At 41.4% G+C, this 16,202-nt stretch carries 14 protein-coding genes; 5 read left to right on the forward strand and 9 right to left on the reverse strand.

All coding sequences use genetic code 11. From position 1 onward, the window contains the following. Nucleotides 1-7: 7 nt before the first annotated feature. From V7K48_RS00315 to V7K48_RS00325, 3 genes are all read right to left on the reverse strand, one after another. On the reverse strand, nt 8-1,051 hold the full coding sequence (locus V7K48_RS00315; RefSeq protein ID WP_335068507.1) for an SGNH/GDSL hydrolase family protein: 1,044 nt from the start codon (nt 1,049-1,051) through the stop codon (nt 8-10). 320 nt (nt 1,052-1,371) lie between these two features. Further along, nucleotides 1,372-2,766: an S-layer homology domain-containing protein gene (locus V7K48_RS00320; RefSeq protein ID WP_335068509.1), complete on the reverse strand. Its 1,395-nt coding sequence runs from the start codon at nt 2,764-2,766 to the stop codon at nt 1,372-1,374. A gap of 791 nt (nt 2,767-3,557) precedes the next feature. Then, nucleotides 3,558-3,734, reverse strand: a complete 177-nt coding sequence (locus tag V7K48_RS00325; protein WP_335068512.1) for a hypothetical protein — start codon at nt 3,732-3,734, stop codon at nt 3,558-3,560. A gap of 619 nt (nt 3,735-4,353) precedes the next feature. Between V7K48_RS00325 and V7K48_RS00330 the strand changes: the two genes are divergently transcribed. Then, nucleotides 4,354-5,559 (forward strand): histidine kinase, encoded by a 1,206-nt coding sequence (locus V7K48_RS00330; RefSeq protein ID WP_335068514.1) that lies wholly within the window; start codon nt 4,354-4,356, stop codon nt 5,557-5,559. Between the two features lie 45 nt (nt 5,560-5,604). On the opposite strand, the gene V7K48_RS00335 is transcribed toward V7K48_RS00330, so the two are convergent. Both V7K48_RS00335 and V7K48_RS00340 read right to left on the reverse strand, forming a co-directional pair. After that, nucleotides 5,605-6,627, reverse strand: a complete 1,023-nt coding sequence (locus tag V7K48_RS00335) for a PleD family two-component system response regulator (protein ID WP_335068516.1) — start codon at nt 6,625-6,627, stop codon at nt 5,605-5,607. Beyond that, nucleotides 6,615-6,815 carry a hypothetical protein gene (locus tag V7K48_RS00340; protein WP_335068518.1) on the reverse strand — a complete coding sequence of 67 codons (201 nt, stop codon included), beginning with the start codon at nt 6,813-6,815 and terminating at the stop codon, nt 6,615-6,617. Before V7K48_RS00340 ends, V7K48_RS00335 begins: the two co-directional genes overlap by 13 nt. 612 nt (nt 6,816-7,427) lie before the next feature. Here V7K48_RS00340 and V7K48_RS00345 point away from each other — a divergent pair. Further along, a complete protein-coding gene (locus V7K48_RS00345; protein WP_335068520.1) occupies nt 7,428-7,688 on the forward strand; it encodes a chlororespiratory reduction protein 7 in 261 nt (86 codons plus the stop codon). Between the two features lie 105 nt (nt 7,689-7,793). On the opposite strand, the gene V7K48_RS00350 is transcribed toward V7K48_RS00345, so the two are convergent. Both V7K48_RS00350 and V7K48_RS00355 read right to left on the reverse strand, forming a co-directional pair. Beyond that, on the reverse strand, nt 7,794-8,414 hold the full coding sequence (locus V7K48_RS00350) for a hypothetical protein (protein WP_335068522.1): 621 nt from the start codon (nt 8,412-8,414) through the stop codon (nt 7,794-7,796). A 597-nt stretch (nt 8,415-9,011) separates the two neighbouring features. Further along, on the reverse strand, nt 9,012-9,581 hold the full coding sequence (locus V7K48_RS00355) for a DUF2854 domain-containing protein (RefSeq protein ID WP_335068524.1): 570 nt from the start codon (nt 9,579-9,581) through the stop codon (nt 9,012-9,014). Nucleotides 9,582-10,232: 651 nt separating this feature from the next. Between V7K48_RS00355 and V7K48_RS00360 the strand changes: the two genes are divergently transcribed. Next, nucleotides 10,233-10,406: a hypothetical protein gene (locus V7K48_RS00360; protein ID WP_335068526.1), complete on the forward strand. Its 174-nt coding sequence runs from the start codon at nt 10,233-10,235 to the stop codon at nt 10,404-10,406. 129 nt (nt 10,407-10,535) lie between these two features. Here V7K48_RS00360 and V7K48_RS00365 read toward each other — a convergent pair whose 3' ends face one another. Both V7K48_RS00365 and ppk1 read right to left on the reverse strand, forming a co-directional pair. Beyond that, entirely contained in the window at nt 10,536-10,952 is a 417-nt protein-coding gene (locus V7K48_RS00365; protein ID WP_335068528.1) for a response regulator, read from the reverse strand. 192 nt (nt 10,953-11,144) lie between these two features. After that, nucleotides 11,145-13,325: a polyphosphate kinase 1 gene (ppk1, locus tag V7K48_RS00370; protein WP_335068530.1), complete on the reverse strand. Its 2,181-nt coding sequence runs from the start codon at nt 13,323-13,325 to the stop codon at nt 11,145-11,147. A 207-nt stretch (nt 13,326-13,532) separates the two neighbouring features. On the opposite strand from ppk1, the gene V7K48_RS00375 reads away from it, so the two are divergent. Both V7K48_RS00375 and V7K48_RS00380 read left to right on the forward strand, forming a co-directional pair. Further along, entirely contained in the window at nt 13,533-15,008 is a 1,476-nt protein-coding gene (locus V7K48_RS00375; protein WP_335068532.1) for a sensor histidine kinase, read from the forward strand. 369 nt (nt 15,009-15,377) lie between these two features. Continuing rightward, nucleotides 15,378-16,097 (forward strand): hypothetical protein, encoded by a 720-nt coding sequence (locus V7K48_RS00380; protein ID WP_335068534.1) that lies wholly within the window; start codon nt 15,378-15,380, stop codon nt 16,095-16,097. Nucleotides 16,098-16,202 lie beyond the last annotated feature (105 nt).

Below are 16,202 nucleotides of genomic sequence, written 5' to 3' on the forward strand. Positions count from 1 at the left end.
AATCAGTTTAGTTTTCAACTGTTGTATAAGATAATTGTGGATCAACAACCCGACCTGCTGACAGAAGTGCTGACCTTTTTTGTTGACGCTTTAGCACTCCTATCGCACCAAAAGCACCAAGGGCTAAAATCCCCAAGTTTATTGAAGGTTCAGGAACAGACTTAGCCTCAATCGCCGCCAGTGCAGCATCTGCTATCACCTTATGAACAGCGGTCGTTGGGTGGAAACCGTCCCAGATGAGAAACTTGTTGTTACCTGGGTCACATATATCCAACCTAGATAGACAAGATTCGGTTACATTCGTAAAACCCAATGCACTTGCCTGATTAAATAAAGAATAAGTATCAACCGAGATGATGTTGAGATTCGGGTTTTGGCTCAAAGCGCTCACAGTTTTTGCTAAACCCAAGTTAAACTCAGTAGTCGATTTGCTAAGGGTTGTTGGGTTGCGATTATCAATTTTAGCTGCTGGTAGCTTTCCCAAATCGGGCAAGTTAAACACCAAAATATTTTTCGCGCCGACTTTTACCAGAGTATTCAACGCTAGGGATATATTATTGATTGGCGTGGCCGAGTCTTCGGGGTTGAGAAAAAAGAAATCATTCGCACCTCCCCACAACGTATAAAGTGCATCTGGATCAGCAGTTTGATTATTTGCTTTTAAAGTTCCAGCATAACTTTGGACTTGTTTGAGCACTCCCGGTAAATTTGGATCGGGAACAACAGCATTACCTGAACCAGAACTAGCACCACCGATAGCGAAGTTTATTCCTTGGGTAGCAATTGGTGTGGAAGGAATAGTAGTGAATAAAGTAGGCTTTAACCCTAGCTGATCTCCGAAATAATCTATCCAAATCGGCCCATCGGAAAAACGTCCCTGAAAGTAAGGTGGACTTTGAGGGTATTCTTTCCCAGTAAGATTGTAGATATTACCTGTATCGGAAAGACTATCGCCAAATACATAAAGCTGATCAAAACTCGCAGCCGAGGCTTTGGTCGGCAACATGAAAGAAAATAGAACAAATCCTGCCGCTACAGCTTGTTTTTTCATACTTGTTTTATCCGTAGTATTTTTGAGTTTGTTTAAAAGTAATCAAAGGGCGATAGTCTAACAACTTGTCTTTTGAGTTAAAACTTCAAAATTAAGTACGTCTATTAAGTTAATCTACGTTATTTTACTTAACTATGCCTTAAAAATTCATCAAACACAGGTAAAAACTCTGTAAATACTTAGATTTACATTTTCTTGATAAAAAATAGGTATATTACAAAGAAATTGCAAAGTTTCCATACTAGAGATGGAATTGCCCACTTTTATGCTAATGATGGACTAACTGCAACAGAATGGCGTAACCCTTCATAGACATCGGTTTAACTTCGCTTTAACTTCAAAACCTCAGCAGCCGATACACCCTCACTCTGAGTGCCGAAATACCACAAAACTGTAGCAGCTTCAGCACGAGTTACTGGTTTTTTGGGTTGAAACAGAGTCGTATAACCAAATACCCGCCGAATATTTGATTGTTCGCCATTCTGGTAATCAGCCAACACTGCTCTTAAAGCCTTGGGGTCAATTCGTGCTGCGTCTTGGAAACCCCAGGTTTGTTTCACCGCATCTAAGTTAGCAGAGGGTAAAGCTTGGCGAGTATCTAGAGGTAATTTCCACAGCAGCAACGCCTCCCGCGTTAGGGGTGCATCAGGACGAAACAAAACTACTGTAGAATCTCCAGATAAAGGACTGGGAATTAAGCCAGCTTCGGCTAATCCCTGAATTGCTGGAAAATCAGGGTCTTTTGCCGACACATCACTAAAAACTGGTTGAGTACTTTCTGATGCCAAGCGAATTTGTTTAGCTGGATTGCTGGCATACATAGCATTGTTAGCAGCAATTAGCCAACGGGCATATTCCCGATGTGTAACGATTTTACTAGGTTCAAACTGGTTAGTTGTGGTAGTAGAGTTACTCTTAGTTGGCTTTGGTTCTAGAGACAAAACACCTAATACAGCTAAGTCTTGGATATGCTGCCGCCATTCTTGCGGTACTTTGTTGAGATCGTTGAATTCCTGAGATTCAGCTTTGGCTGTAGGAGTTGTTTGGTTATTAGCCGGGCTTGGTGGCTGTGCTGCCAAGTTTGCAGGTGATACCGGGCCAATGAACTGTGGATTGCCTGGTTGAGGAACGGGGTTAGTAGTTTCGTTAGAACTTGTAGTTGAGGTAGGTTGTGCTGTTGCAATACTATTTGGTACGTACTCAATCAGTAATTCAGTCGCTGTTTGGGGTTGATTAGGTGTGGCGTTAGTAACTGATTTAGGCTGAATGGAGACCTTCAACAGCAAATCGTTACGACGTGCCTCAAAAGCACCTCTGGCATCATCTGTTGGCTGTTGCAAAATCTGCCAGTTATTTGTTTTAAACTGGCTACTATAAAAGCTAGCAATAAAGTTGCTGGGGTCAGAACTCAACCAACGAGTTGAGACTCTGTTTTTTGAGCTGCTAGCAGGTGAAACTTCCTGTAGTTTGGCATTTGAATATAGTGGGATCTCTTTAGGAAAATCAGCTGGTAACAGAACTGTCGATTCGTTTTGCTGTGCTTGCGGTTGGTTACCCTGAGATTCTCCAAAGACAGCTGGATTGTTTTGCAGCTTAGGATCTGCCGCCAAAGATTGCTCAAGGTTTTTGGCGACTGGACTGTTAGCACAGGCTGTTAACGAAGTGAGTAGAACAGCCCAAATTAGAAATACAGCTGGACGTTTACAGGGAAGCACAGGAAATCACAAATTGAGTTTCAATTCTTACCCTAGCGCAGACTGTTCATTAAATGGGATTGGGGATTGAGCATTGTTCTCTTCCACTCCCCTGCTCCTCTTGGTATCGGTGATGATATATCTCAAAAAATTAGTAAACGGTAGCTTTTGCTACCGTGTTGTCTTTGTTTTACAGCCATTAGGTTTTATTCCCATGCTTATTTATAGAGTTCCCTAAAATTTTGGCAAACTAACATTTTTGGAAAAAAACACAAATAAATCTGGAACGCTTGCTAGATAAGAGTTTTGAGATTTAGGTGCTCTAAGCTAGTACTCTACCACAGGGATTATTATTGATTCTGCTGACAACGATTGGTAAAACAGATTTTTCTGATTGCCCTCTCTAGTTCTTAGATGAGGGTTAGAGCCACCCACTACGAACTAATCAAAATTAATGTGGCAGACTACTAGATTGTGAATCAATTTTTTAGATAGTTCTGTAAATATTCAATTAGCAAAGCGGATAACTGATTGAGAACTCGCCAAAAAGCCAAAGAACAGTTTCGCTACCAAAAGCTTTAATCCCCTTCCAAATGCACTAGTTGTAATGCGATGCCTACGCGAAGCAACTGAAGTGATAGACTAGGACTAAAGCCCCCCTTAGCCTCACCCAAGGAGGGGAATGGATAAAGTTCGCTAACACTGGCTTATAATCGATTCTGGAAATTATTCATCTGAGGATGGTAAGCTGATTAAGGCAATAGCTGGAAAATGCCAGTGTTAAGCAATTCCAGGAACTTAGCGTAAGTTCGTTATTCTTGGCGACTGAGGTCATAGGCAAAGCAATCAAGTGTCGCAGCAGTTTCCCTAAAATCTCTAAATTGATTTTCTGGGAAAAGTGCTACTTGTGCTGTAGTCAAAAGTTTCTTGGCAGCCTCGAAAGCAGTGAGTACTGACTCTAAAAGTGCGTAGTTTACTGCCGTAGGCATCGCCTCTATGTTATCCAAAGCTTTCTCTCAGGCAACCCATCCCCTGTTCTTCTGGGATAGGGCAGCGGTTCTTAAAGGACAAAGCTGGGCCCAGGGTGCGCTTGGCAAGTAATAGAGGCAGTATATAGTTAACTATGGCTATTTATTCCCAATCTTACTAATAGATTGGCTAGAGGCAAAAAAGACACTTTATCAGATGCACTGGCAGTTGAGAAAAACCTCTGCAAATTTGGTCTGAACAATTAACAGCTTCCTGATAGATTAGATCCAATTAGCATCTGCGTTTGCTTAGGTGATCACTTATTCAAAGCGAGGACTCGAATTGACATGGTGCTGCACTAACCGATTTGACATAGATTAAATCTTTCACCTGCTGGCTCTGGCGAAAATTGTGATTCAGGGCAAATTTAAGACTTATATTCAAGGGGCTTGGGTGTTTCTGGAGATGAAGTTAGCCAAAAAGGGGCAAAAGGCTGAAAAAGATATGTCAGATGTCAAAAACGCAGATTGGATAAGAGGATGAAAATCTAAAATAGATATTAAATTGAAGAAAAAACAACGGCCATCGACAACCGTCAGTCCATTTTACTTTCTGTAAAACGTCACCGGGTTGTTACCAGTGCTGAAATACGATTACATGCAAGTTTCCCAGGATCAGCCTATTTATTCTGAGGCTCCACTCCAGCTGTTACTGTTTGTCGATGGACGCCCAAAGTCTCGACAACAAGTGCAGCGAATACGTGCTTACTTAAAAGAATTGCAGGCTGAGTATAGTTTTGAAGTTCAAACTATTGACATTGGACAACAACCTTACTTAGCAGAACACTTTAAATTGATCGCAACGCCAGCTTTAATTAAAATCCATCCGGAACCACGACAGATTTTAGCTGGGAGTAATATCATAGCGCAATTGAAAAACTGGTGGCCTCGCTGGCAAGCCGCTGTAGACGCCTACTCAAAATTACAGGAAGACTTACAAGAACGTATAGACGACAATGGTAGGGTGACATCACCTAAATCCACTATCCGTTCAGTTGCTGTTTCTGCTGAACTAATCCGACTCTCAGACGAAATTTTTCGCTTGAAACAAGAAAAAGATAACCTCCAAGAGCAGCTACAGTTTAAAGACCGAGTGATTGCTATGCTGGCGCACGATCTCCGCAATCCGCTAACTGCTGCTGCGATCGCCATAGAAACTCTCCAATCTAATTACAATTTAGAGACAGGCCAATTCCAGCGCCTCAAACCATCGCTGACGATGCATCTATTAAAACAAGCCCGCAATCAAACTAAGATCATTGATCGGATGATTGCCGACCTTTTGCAGGTAGGTCGTGGTAAAGATACAGAGTTTCCAATTATACCGCAAAAAATGCAGCTAGGTAAACTGTGCTTAGATGTACTCGAAGAATTGGGCGATCGCTACACCGCCAAATCCCAAGAGGTAGAAACGGATATTCCCAATGACTTACCATATGTATATGCTGACCCAGAACGCATCCGCCAAGTGCTAGTGAATCTGTTGGATAATGCCATCAAATACACCCCAGAAGGTGGCAAGATTAGCGTTGCCGGATTGCACCGCACTACCCAAAAAGTTCAGTTTAGTATTGGCGATACTGGGCCTGGTATTCCTGTAGAGAATCGCGATCGCATCTTTGAAAACCACTTCCGCCTGCAACGGGATGAAGGTACAGAAGGTTATGGCATTGGTCTTTGTTTATGCCAACGCATTATCCTGGCACATTATGGCCAAATTTGGGTGGACTGTGCCCCCAATAACGGAGCATGGTTCCATTTCACACTGCCAGTTTATCCTTCTTAAGGATTGGGCATTCACAAATGACAAATGACTCATAACTAATGACAATTAAGAACTTGAGATCAGGCGATCGCGCCCCCCGGCCTTTGCTTGGTAGAGGGCCTTATCTGCCAGCACAATCAAATCTGAGGGTGAGGATTCCCAAGTGGGGACAACAGTCGCCACGCCCATACTGAGGGTGACATACTGACTCACCACAGACCCGTCATGAACAATTTGCAAATCTTTGATTCCCGCTTGGATCACTTCGGCAACGTGAACTGCACCAGATGCAGGAGTGTGTGGCATAATCACAGCAAATTCTTCGCCACCATAACGCGCTACTAAATCCTGATGTTTTTGTGCCTTAAGGCTTAAGACAGCACCCACCTTTTGTAAACAGACATCCCCAGCAGGATGGCCATATTTATCGTTATAAAATTTAAAAAAGTCGATATCACACAAAATCATTGACAAGGGAGATTCGTCTTGGATGAGATTAATCCACTGAGTATGCAGATAATCGTCAAAGCGGCGACGATTTGCCAACTCAGTTAAGCCATCTACATTGGCAAGATGATGCAAAGCTTGGTTTGTTGCCTCTAATTGTTTGTAAAGTTGCGCTTCCTTTAGCAGTCCGCGCAACCGATGGCGCAATACAGCGAAGTTAATTGGCTTAGTGACGTAATCAGTCGCTCCGGCTGCAAAAGCAAGGTTTACGGATTCCTCGTCGTCCAAGCATGTGATCATCAATATGGGAGTGCGATCCCACATGGGAATAACAGTATTGTTAAGGTTCGAGTCAGTATCAAAGGTTGCAACGGCTGATCTTCTATTATTCCTGGCAATCTGGAGCAAGCGCTTACAGCAGGTAAAGCCATCCATCACAGGCATTACAGCATCTAGTAAAACTATATCTGGTTTGATAGTCTCGTAAGCATCTAAACATTGTTTGCCATCATTGACCTCGACGACTTGATAACCTTCTTGTTCCATAGCTTTACGCAACAATACTCGGGTGGTTTTCTCGTCATCAGCCACTAGAATCAGCGGTGGTTGCTTAGAAACAGAAAATGGGCTTATGCCTGACATAAGTTGCCTTCCACTTGCGGGACTATCTTGAAAAAGGCTGTGCAACTCAATCGCATGGGGGCGATCGCTCTTTTCATCAATGCCAGGATTTGCGGCAAAGGTGTGTCTGGCTTCACAATCAACTGTTTTTTGACAATAGACTGCTCAATGTTAATGAGCCAAGCAAGCGGTAGATAACTAAGTTGCATAGACAATCTATAATTGGAACACGAAGGCAATTGTTACCTTTTTGTTCGGCTACGGTTATGGGAGGAAATGTTACTTTTATATTTCCCCATTGTTAAAGTCAAATTGCAATTTTGTTGAGAATTGCAAATACACACCTTAATTATTTAGTTTTGTAGTTAGTTTAGAAATCTAGTGAGACAGTGCAAAGTAATTACCAAAATGCGCTGAGAAGATAGCTAATACTGAATACTAATATCATTTGACTTAAATTTCTTTAGTTTATTCGATAGGAATTGCGGAGGTTTAGTATAATTACATAAGATTGAGATTAAAGTTGATCCAAAGCTTTATTTTCCAGTGACTGTGGGTTAAAAAATTAAGTAAAACTTATTATTTAATTAAATTCAGTATATTTAAAAAAAACAGGTTGTTACTTCTGAAAAAAGCAATTTCTTAGCTAAGGTTAACTGAATATAAATATACTAAATTAAGATTAATATTTTTTTTGAACAACTAAATGCTATAATTAATTTCCAGACAGCAGATAAAATCGCTATTTTTTTTGCTATACAAACAACCAAAAGTTATTACAAAAAAAATTAACACCTATTTAGACTCAGTAAATCTTGAAAATGCCAGACTCATTAATGTATCAACAGGATAATTTTGTTGTTTTAGAAACAAATCAACCAGAACAATTTCTGACCCCATCCGAGTTATTAGAAAAGCTCAAAACAACTCTCCAACAACTGATTATTCAAGATTTACCGCCTGACTTGCAAAAGTTTGATACTGTAGAAGCTCAAGCACAATATTTGCTCGACACTAGCTGCGAATTAGATATTGGACCTGGGCAATATTTGCAGTGGTATGCAGTTCGTTTAGAAAAGTAACTTTTTAGTCAGTGCTTAAGAGGAAAATATGTTAATTTGGTGATTTGTTAAAAGTCTGTTACACAACTCAAAGTAATGCGTAGTTTACCACTGTAGGCATCGCCTCTAACTCTCAGATGAAAGGATGCCTACAAGCACTCGTACCAAATCTTCTAAACCTTCAGGAACACGATAAAGTTTAATATCTTCTGCAACTCGCTTATCTTCTCTATGAAGAGTACCAAATTTCCAGTTATCTCCATTGGTAACTGCTCCATATAAAATAGCTTTTTCATAATCTAGGGACTGCTCAAGAGCGATTAATTCTACTGCTAACTGTGTAAATCCTCTTCTGATATCTGATTGTTTTGCTTCAATCACTAATAGGGAGTTAGATTTATGTAAGTAATAATTCAAAGTACCTTTGAGTTGTTCATTGACATTAATTGGATACTCACTATATAGTTGAGCCTTTGTCTGAGTGCAAATTTCAGCAAGGATAGGTGCAATTAAAAATTCTCGTATTGATATCTTAGCAATTGGGTTAAAAAGCTTTATATTGCGCTGTAAATAATTTTGTAAAAATTCTAAATAGCTCAGTTCAGCAAAGTATCTTGCTAATTCTAGCCCTGTGCGATCATAGCTGTACTCAAACTCAGCCAGTATGTCTATTGTTGGGTTGGGTAACAAAAAGTATTGACTAAAAGTGTAACTCTGCTCAGGTTTTAAAATTCTATATTTGCTCATAATTTTTTCTCATCTCCGAACCACACTGGAGATATTATCGTAAATTAAAGGGTTTAAGACCCCAACTATACATGTAACATCAGTTTCAGTCGGGGTTTAAATCCCCCGAAGTTACACAAGCTCTTAACCTGTGCAAAGCACTTCTCTCTCTTGAAAAGGTGTTCATGGGGTAAACTATGCCAGGTGCTTTTCCTAAGGGAGACCCGGCGCGAACAAATCGGGAAACCTGCTGTTAGCGCCTGGCTCACCAGACGCTCTCTACAAGGCGCCCAAGGGACGCAGACTCGTTGGCGCAGCCTCTCCAAGAATTGAGGCCGCCCTGCGCGGCATCGTCTCCCCAACGCTTCTCTACGAGAGGCTGCGCCAAGGAGACGCTCTTTCGCGTTGGGAGAAGACCACATTTTTCGCCCCGTCTGAAAATATATTTAATGTGTGAATTTTGAATTTTGAATTGTTAAGACCGGGATATCATTGAGCAATGCGCTACCGAAACTCCCACGGCATTATTGGATTAGACTGATATCAGAAAAAGCTTTAATGTGGGTAACAACAAGTTATAAAGCAATGGAGTTTTGGTAGCGATAATTTTTTGATTGACTATTGACTACTCACTAGGGACTCTTTTTGAGTATTGATCAGTGCTAGCTCAATTGTATTTTCAGATGGCTGCGTTATTTGAATCTCCAATCCAGGGCCAAAATAGTTGGTCATTTTTTCCTGCTTTTTTTGCCACACATCAATTGGTATTAGCGGTGAATCAAATTCTAAAATTAGGGCATAGCTGCCATTAACTTCTGTTTCTCGCAACCCTGTGACTGTTGGCCGTTCCTGGTCTGTGGGACTCAAACCCAGAAAAGAAAGCGTTGTATCTAGATGAGCATCTTGACCGTAGCAATATCGGGTGATGTCTTTGCGAATTTTATTTTGAGTAACAGTTGCTTGCTGCTGCCGTAGTATTAATGCTGACGGTGACGTAGTTTGGCTAAATGGTACTGGCTTAAGTTCATTAGCTTTCAGCGCCAGCCCTCCCAACAATAGAGGAATCCCGTAAAAAAATCCGACAAGATTGAGTGTGGCATTATTAGCAGCATAGGCGACGAAGCCAATGATGGTTAATATGCTGCCGATAGTTAAACCGAGTGTTCCCAAAGAGATTTGGCGTAACATGAGCTTAAATTAGTATAAAGTCTGAATACCTCAGTTTTATTATCGTCGGGTATGAGTAACAAATTAGAGAAGAACATCGTCAACCCCAACTTTAGGAAATGCTACGCGAACAGGGAAGTCAAAAGTCACTCATTCAAAAGTCAAACATTTTGAACCCCATAAATAAATTTAGGCGATGCACTGAGCGTAGTCGAAGTAGGCTTGTAATAAGGACGCGTTGAAAAGAAGTGCTACACATCTCGGTTCAAATATTTTTATTTTTTTCATAAATAAATTTAGGCGATGCACTGAGCGTAGCCGAAGTGGGCTTGTATCCGTTTTTTTTTTGACTTTTGACTTCGAGCGTTCGTGCAGCGTCTCGTAGAGAAGCGAGTGGTCACTAAGCAGTAGTATTCAACCAACTCAAGATTGCCGGGTTAACACTGACACAAAGAGAAGTCAGAAACTTCTGACTTACTTAGTTTAGAATTTCTCTGATTCAGAGAGACTGCGCGTAAACTTGCTTTAAGAGTAGGGGTATGGGAGACACGGAGAGTTTTTTTTCAGTGAGGAAAGTTAGTGTAGCGGACTACTAAGGGCGTATAGTGCCCCAGAATGTTTGATTTTGAGTTAACTTTAAATTTAAAGGTAGTTAAAGATAGGAAAAAAATAATGGATCTACTGACTATAAAAGAACGAATTGTCGCAGTTCAAAGTAAACGCGAGTACCTATTAAGCCTACTGGAGCAACCAAACCTGGGAACTTTGAGAGTTGACGTAAATCAGGCTTTGGAAGAACTAGATGAGTTGATTGATGAATTTAGACGAACCATTCCGGTAGAGTAGAAATTATCAAAAACTGCGTCGGTCTAACTGTCAAGTTCAGGCTATACCGACGCTCCTTAGTAGTATCATGTCCTCAAATCCCCAGAATTGAACTAAACCTGAATTATGCAAGAAATATAGCTGTATCATTTATCCTGCAACTGAACCATCTCCTGTACGCTGACCTAACTGTCTAACTAAGGCAATAAGTTCGCTTGTAGGTACATCTTTTTTGCAAACGTCATCAAAGCTAGACATTGCCTTTGTCCCTGGAAAATTTACGTCTTCCACTGAGGAGTAAGCAAGGATCTGGGTGTTCGGAGATATAGCTTTAATGTGACTAGACGCACTCCAGCCATCCATGACTGGCATCTGTAAATCTAGAACAATCACGTCAGGATGGCAACGTTTAACCATTTCTATAGCTTCTTCACCATTACTTGCTAAACCTACTACTTGAATATTTTCCTGGCAAGAAAAAACCAATTGTAAGGTTAAACGAGTCAGTTCATGGTCATCAACTACTAGAACACGCAAGGTAGAAAGCTCACAGGATAACATTAACATTGAGGGGAAAGAAAAAATTATTCAGAATAACCTTTCCAGTCTATGAGAACAAGTGCCAGCACTGACTCTATCCTATGGTTGAATAACTTGTGTGAACCCATGACAAACAACTTAGATAACTTCTCAAGAAATTCAAGTTTTCTAAAAAAAACTAAGTTGAGCTAGTTGTCAAGGTATAAGTAATTTTCTTTTTTAATCAATCCGGTTTGAGGCTACACCACTTGAGCGTAATGCCATATTCATCAGAATTTTTTGTGAATTAGCTTCTGGAGAATCATCATAAGGACGCCGTTGAATGTAAGTGCCATCGGCTTGTAATTCCCAAGCTTGGCGATTATCTGCAAGCATAATTCCCATAATTTCTTGCAAATCTTTGGCAATATCAGGGTCTTTCACTGGGGTAATTACTTCCACTCGGCGATCTAGGTTGCGGCGCATCCAGTCGGCACTGCCGATATAGATTTCCTCCTGTGTATTGTTATGAAAATAATAAATCCGAGAGTGTTCTAAAAAGCGACCAACAATGCTGATTATGCGAATGTTTTCACTAATGTCTTTGAGTCCTGGGCGCAAACAACAAACGCCCCTGATAATTAAGTCGATTTGCACTCCGGCGCGGGAAGCTTCATATAAAGTGGCGATAATTTCTGGATCGACTAGGGCATTCATTTTGGCAACAATGCGTCCAGAAAATCCATTTTGAACATTTTCGATTTCGCGGTGAATTAGTGCTAAAAAGCGATCGCGCATATTCACAGGCGCAACCAGCAACTCTCGATAAGACTTTTGTCGTGAGTAGCCTGTCAAGAAATTAAATAAATCTGTGATGTCAGCAGCCAATTCTTCACGGCAACTGAACAATCCCAAATCTGTATACAACCGTGCCGTTTTGTGGTTATAGTTACCTGTGCCAATATGCACGTAGCGACGTATCCGGTCTTTTTCGCGCCGTACCACCATGACGGTTTTGCTATGAGTTTTCAGCCCCACTAAACCATAGACAACATGAACTCCAACTCTTTCTAGTCGTTTTGCCCAGTAAATATTATTCTCCTCATCAAATCGCGCCTTTAATTCCACCAGTACAGATACCTGCTTGCCATTTTCAGCAGCGGCAATTAAAGCGTTGACTATGGGCGAGTCGCCAGAAGTCCGGTAAAGAGTCATCTTGATGGCTAACACATTCGGATCGTAGGCAGCATGGGTAATAAAGCGCACCACTGTAGCCGAAAAGGATTGATAGGGATGATGTACTAGCAAATCCTTTTCCCGAATCACAGCAAAAAAGTCTTTTCCTTCGTCTGTCTCCAATGAATCTGGGTCTAAAGTCGGTTCTCTCAGCCTTTGCAGGCGTACTGGTACAACAGATTGGCGTGGTGGATCTTTTAGTTCCGGCAATGGCAAGGCCATAAAATACATCAAATCCCGCAGTCCTAAAAGACCGTCTACTTCGTAAAGATCACCTTCTGTTAATTCCAAATCATGCAATAATCGCGATCGCACTATTTCAGGAGTCTGGGACTGAATTTCTAGCCGGACTGGACTCCCACCTAGCCGCCGTTTTCGCAATTCCTGTTCGATCGCTAACAACAAATCATCTGCTTCATCTTCTTCTAAGACTAAATCAGCGTCACGGGTAATACGAAACGGATGATATTCTTGAATATTCATCCCAGGAAATAGAGATTCCAAGTTATGAGCGATCGCTTGTTCTAAAGGTACTCCAGTCCAGTGGGCAGGTTTTTCGTTGTTCTGATCTCCCAATTCCGGCGGTATCGGTAAAAATCGTGGCAGAACACTGGGGACTTTAACTCTGGCAAAGAATTCTTCTTCGGTGTCTGGGTTTTTGACCACAACAGCCAGATTCAGACTGAGATTGGAAATAAAAGGAAAGGGATGACTGGGATCAACAGCCAGGGGAGTCAAAACTGGAAAAACTTGTTCCTCAAAATAGCTGTTGAGATGAGTCCGCTGTTTTTGATTCAAATCTATGTAATCCAGGATATGGATGCCATGATTTGCTAGTAGGGGACGAAGTACTTGCTCAAAATGTTGATGCTGTTTCTTTACATGAGGAGTGAGGGTAGACCTAATATCATCTAGCTGTTGTTGTGGTGTTCGACCATCAGGAGTTAACAGAGTGACTTTCGCCTCTACTTGTTGCTTTAAACCAGCAACGCGCACCATGAAAAACTCATCCAAATTAGAGTTAAAGATTCCCAAAAACTTGAGGCGTTCGAGAAGGGGCGTGCGATCGTCACAGGCTTCATGTAACACCCTGGCATTAAATTCTAACCAGCTTAACTCTCGGTTAAGATAATATTGTGGATCATTGAGATTGATTGGGGTAGCGCTTTTCTTAGATTTTGCCATAATCACCTAAGGGCAGGCAGATGTGGGCCATTTAACAGGGGGACAATAAACATAGTAAGTTAAATGGTGCTTGAGCATAACACTAAGGCAACGAATAGCCATATCTACGTTTTACAGTCAATTTCAATCATCTGGAATACAAGTTTTCGTAAGTGTGCACAGCTGGCATATTCAGTTAAAAAGCACGAAGATTTATAACTCATAACTATGTTTCAGGCTACTCGCCGCCGTCTTGCAATTTGGTACACTGCCGTCACTGCTGTATTACTACTACTGTTTGCCAGCGGCGTTTATTTATACGTTCGCAGTACACTGATTGAGCGGATTGATGATACCCTTAACCATGTAGTAGAAATAGTGGAGCGTTGTCTTACAACTAGCCGCTGTGCATCTACGCTCATATTTGAGCCAATTAATGCTGATGTAGATAAATTTCGCATTAATGTAGAAGCCAGTTTTCGTGACAATACCGATACCGTAGAAGATGACCACATCGACCTAGAATGGTTTAGTCCGAATGGTGAATTACTTTGGTCAACGCTATCCGAACCCCTAAATATTCCTATTCATGCCAACCGTACTGGTGAAACTGTGCGCGTAGTCAAGGGAGAGAGGGAAAATTCAAAATTCAAAATTCCTGATTCAGTCCTCCTTACTCCTGACTCAGTACTGTTATTGCGACAAGTCACACAACGGGTGCAAATGGGACGCCAGGTTTTAGGATATTTGCGTGTAAGCCATCCCTGGTTTGAAGTCACTAAACCCAGTCGCCAGTTAATTTTTGATTTGGCGCTAGGTATTGGATTAATGGTGCTTTCTGTTGGTGCAAGTGGCTGGTTTCTTTCGGGCAAAGCGATGGAACCTGTAAGAGAGTCTTACCAACGCCTCAAACAATTTACTGCTGATGCTTCCCATGAACTTAGAAGTCCCATTACTTTGATTCAAACCAATGTGCAAGTCGCCCTTGCTGACTTGGATTTAGCAGAGGTAGAAACGACTACTTCTATGCAGTATCGGCAACAGTTAAAGGTGGTGGAACGGTTAACGCAGCGTTTGGGTAAGTTAGTCAATGACTTACTGTTCCTAGCACGGCAAGATAGTGGGATTAGCAAAGAGACTTTTTCACCTTGTCCACTGGACGCTTTGCTGATGGAGGTTGTTGAAGAACAACAATTGTTAGTCTCTGAAAAAGAAATCGCCCTTTCTCTAGATTTAGTTGATCCTCCTGCCTGCGAAACTAGCCCGGAATTACTGGAAAATTGGTTTACCCTTGTGGGTAATTGGGATCAACTGGTGCGGCTGTTCACAAATTTAATTGCTAACGGTTTACAGTATAGTCCAGTAGGTGGACGGGTGAAAGTGGAGTTAACACGGATAGAGGGAATAAATCACGTTTCTGGACTACGTTACACCAGTGCCCAGTTGCAAATTAAAGTCAGTGATACCGGAGTTGGAATTCCAGCAGAAGCATTACCACGCTTGTTTGACCGCTTTTATCGGGTAGATCCGGCACGTACTCATAGGATTGGGAGTACAGCTACAGCCAGCGCTACAGGTTCAGGATTGGGATTAGCGATCGCTCAAGCTATTGTGGAACATCATCAGGGTCATATTCAAGTTGAAAGTACCCAAGGCATTGGTACCACGTTTACTGTCACTTTACCAATAACTCTTGAGTCTTAATTCGGCAAGAAATATTTCTTTCCTGTGATAGATGTAAGATTTCTGTCCATTCAAGCTAAGTTTAACTATTAGCCAGAAAATTTATTTTCTAGCAGTATATAAAATAAGACAATTTGACTGTTACAAAAATCTGCTTAATCACAATGATTCAAGTCTGTGGTCTAATTTAAGGATTAAGGTTTTCAGTCTTGAGAATGAAGTATATTTATTTTTTTAGATGATTTTAGCGTCCTTAGCTAGATCCGAAAAATGGAGTTGTTTGTTAAATATTAGAAATAGATGTACTCAACGGCTGATCACCACTAATTTAATTTACTGCTTGAGAAATCATTAAAGAAAGAAAAATTGAAGTTTTTCTAGGAGTGAATAATGAATATAAAGTCTCAAAAGTTCCGCAAATCTACTGGGTTATTTGGTGCTATTTTTGGGGGATTACTGATTAGTCTGCCAGTAATTTCTCAAGCAGTAGCACAACAGTCTACTCCCAAGATTAACCCTTGTCCGAGGATTTTCTACGAAGAACCACATAATAATCAGGTTGTGGTACCGCAGGGATGTCCTCCGAATGCGCTAACACAAAGACTAGCTGCTCAAGGGCTTCTTCCCGTCCCTGCTACCACATCACAAGAGCAAACAAAATTGGGTGTCGGCGGTGAAACTCCACAACCAGGTGTCATACCACCACGCCCAGTTCCTGGTGATCAAGCTCAACAGCCGTCACCAGGGGCGGCTTCTACTGACCAACCACAACTACTACAACCATCGCAAACCCCAAGTGCGACGATCGCACTAGCAGATGGTAAAGTTAATATCAAGTTGGTAAATGACACTGCGGCTAATGTAACTTTCCAAGTGATTGGCGATACGGCAGCGCGATCGCTACAAGGTAAGTCAGATGTAACACTGCAAGGTCTAAAAGCACCAGTAACGGTGACATTTGAACGACAAGATCACGGACAGTTGATAGTGACTCCACAACCTTCTTCAGAACCAGGAAATTTGGAAGTTACATTTAAGGAAGCCACTGATGCAACACAGGGTAGAAGTGCTATGAGAATTGAACGAAACGGTTCAGTGTTCTTGAATTAATCAAACGTGAGTTCGATGAACCTCTCCCTGACTTGAACTTTAGTTCAAATCTGTCCCTCTCGCCCGTCGGAGAGGGACGGTTTTGTGTAGTAAAACGTTAACAAT

It is taken from the genome of Nostoc sp. (assembly GCF_036919615.1).
Taxonomy (GTDB): Bacteria; Cyanobacteriota; Cyanobacteriia; order Cyanobacteriales; family Nostocaceae; genus Nostoc.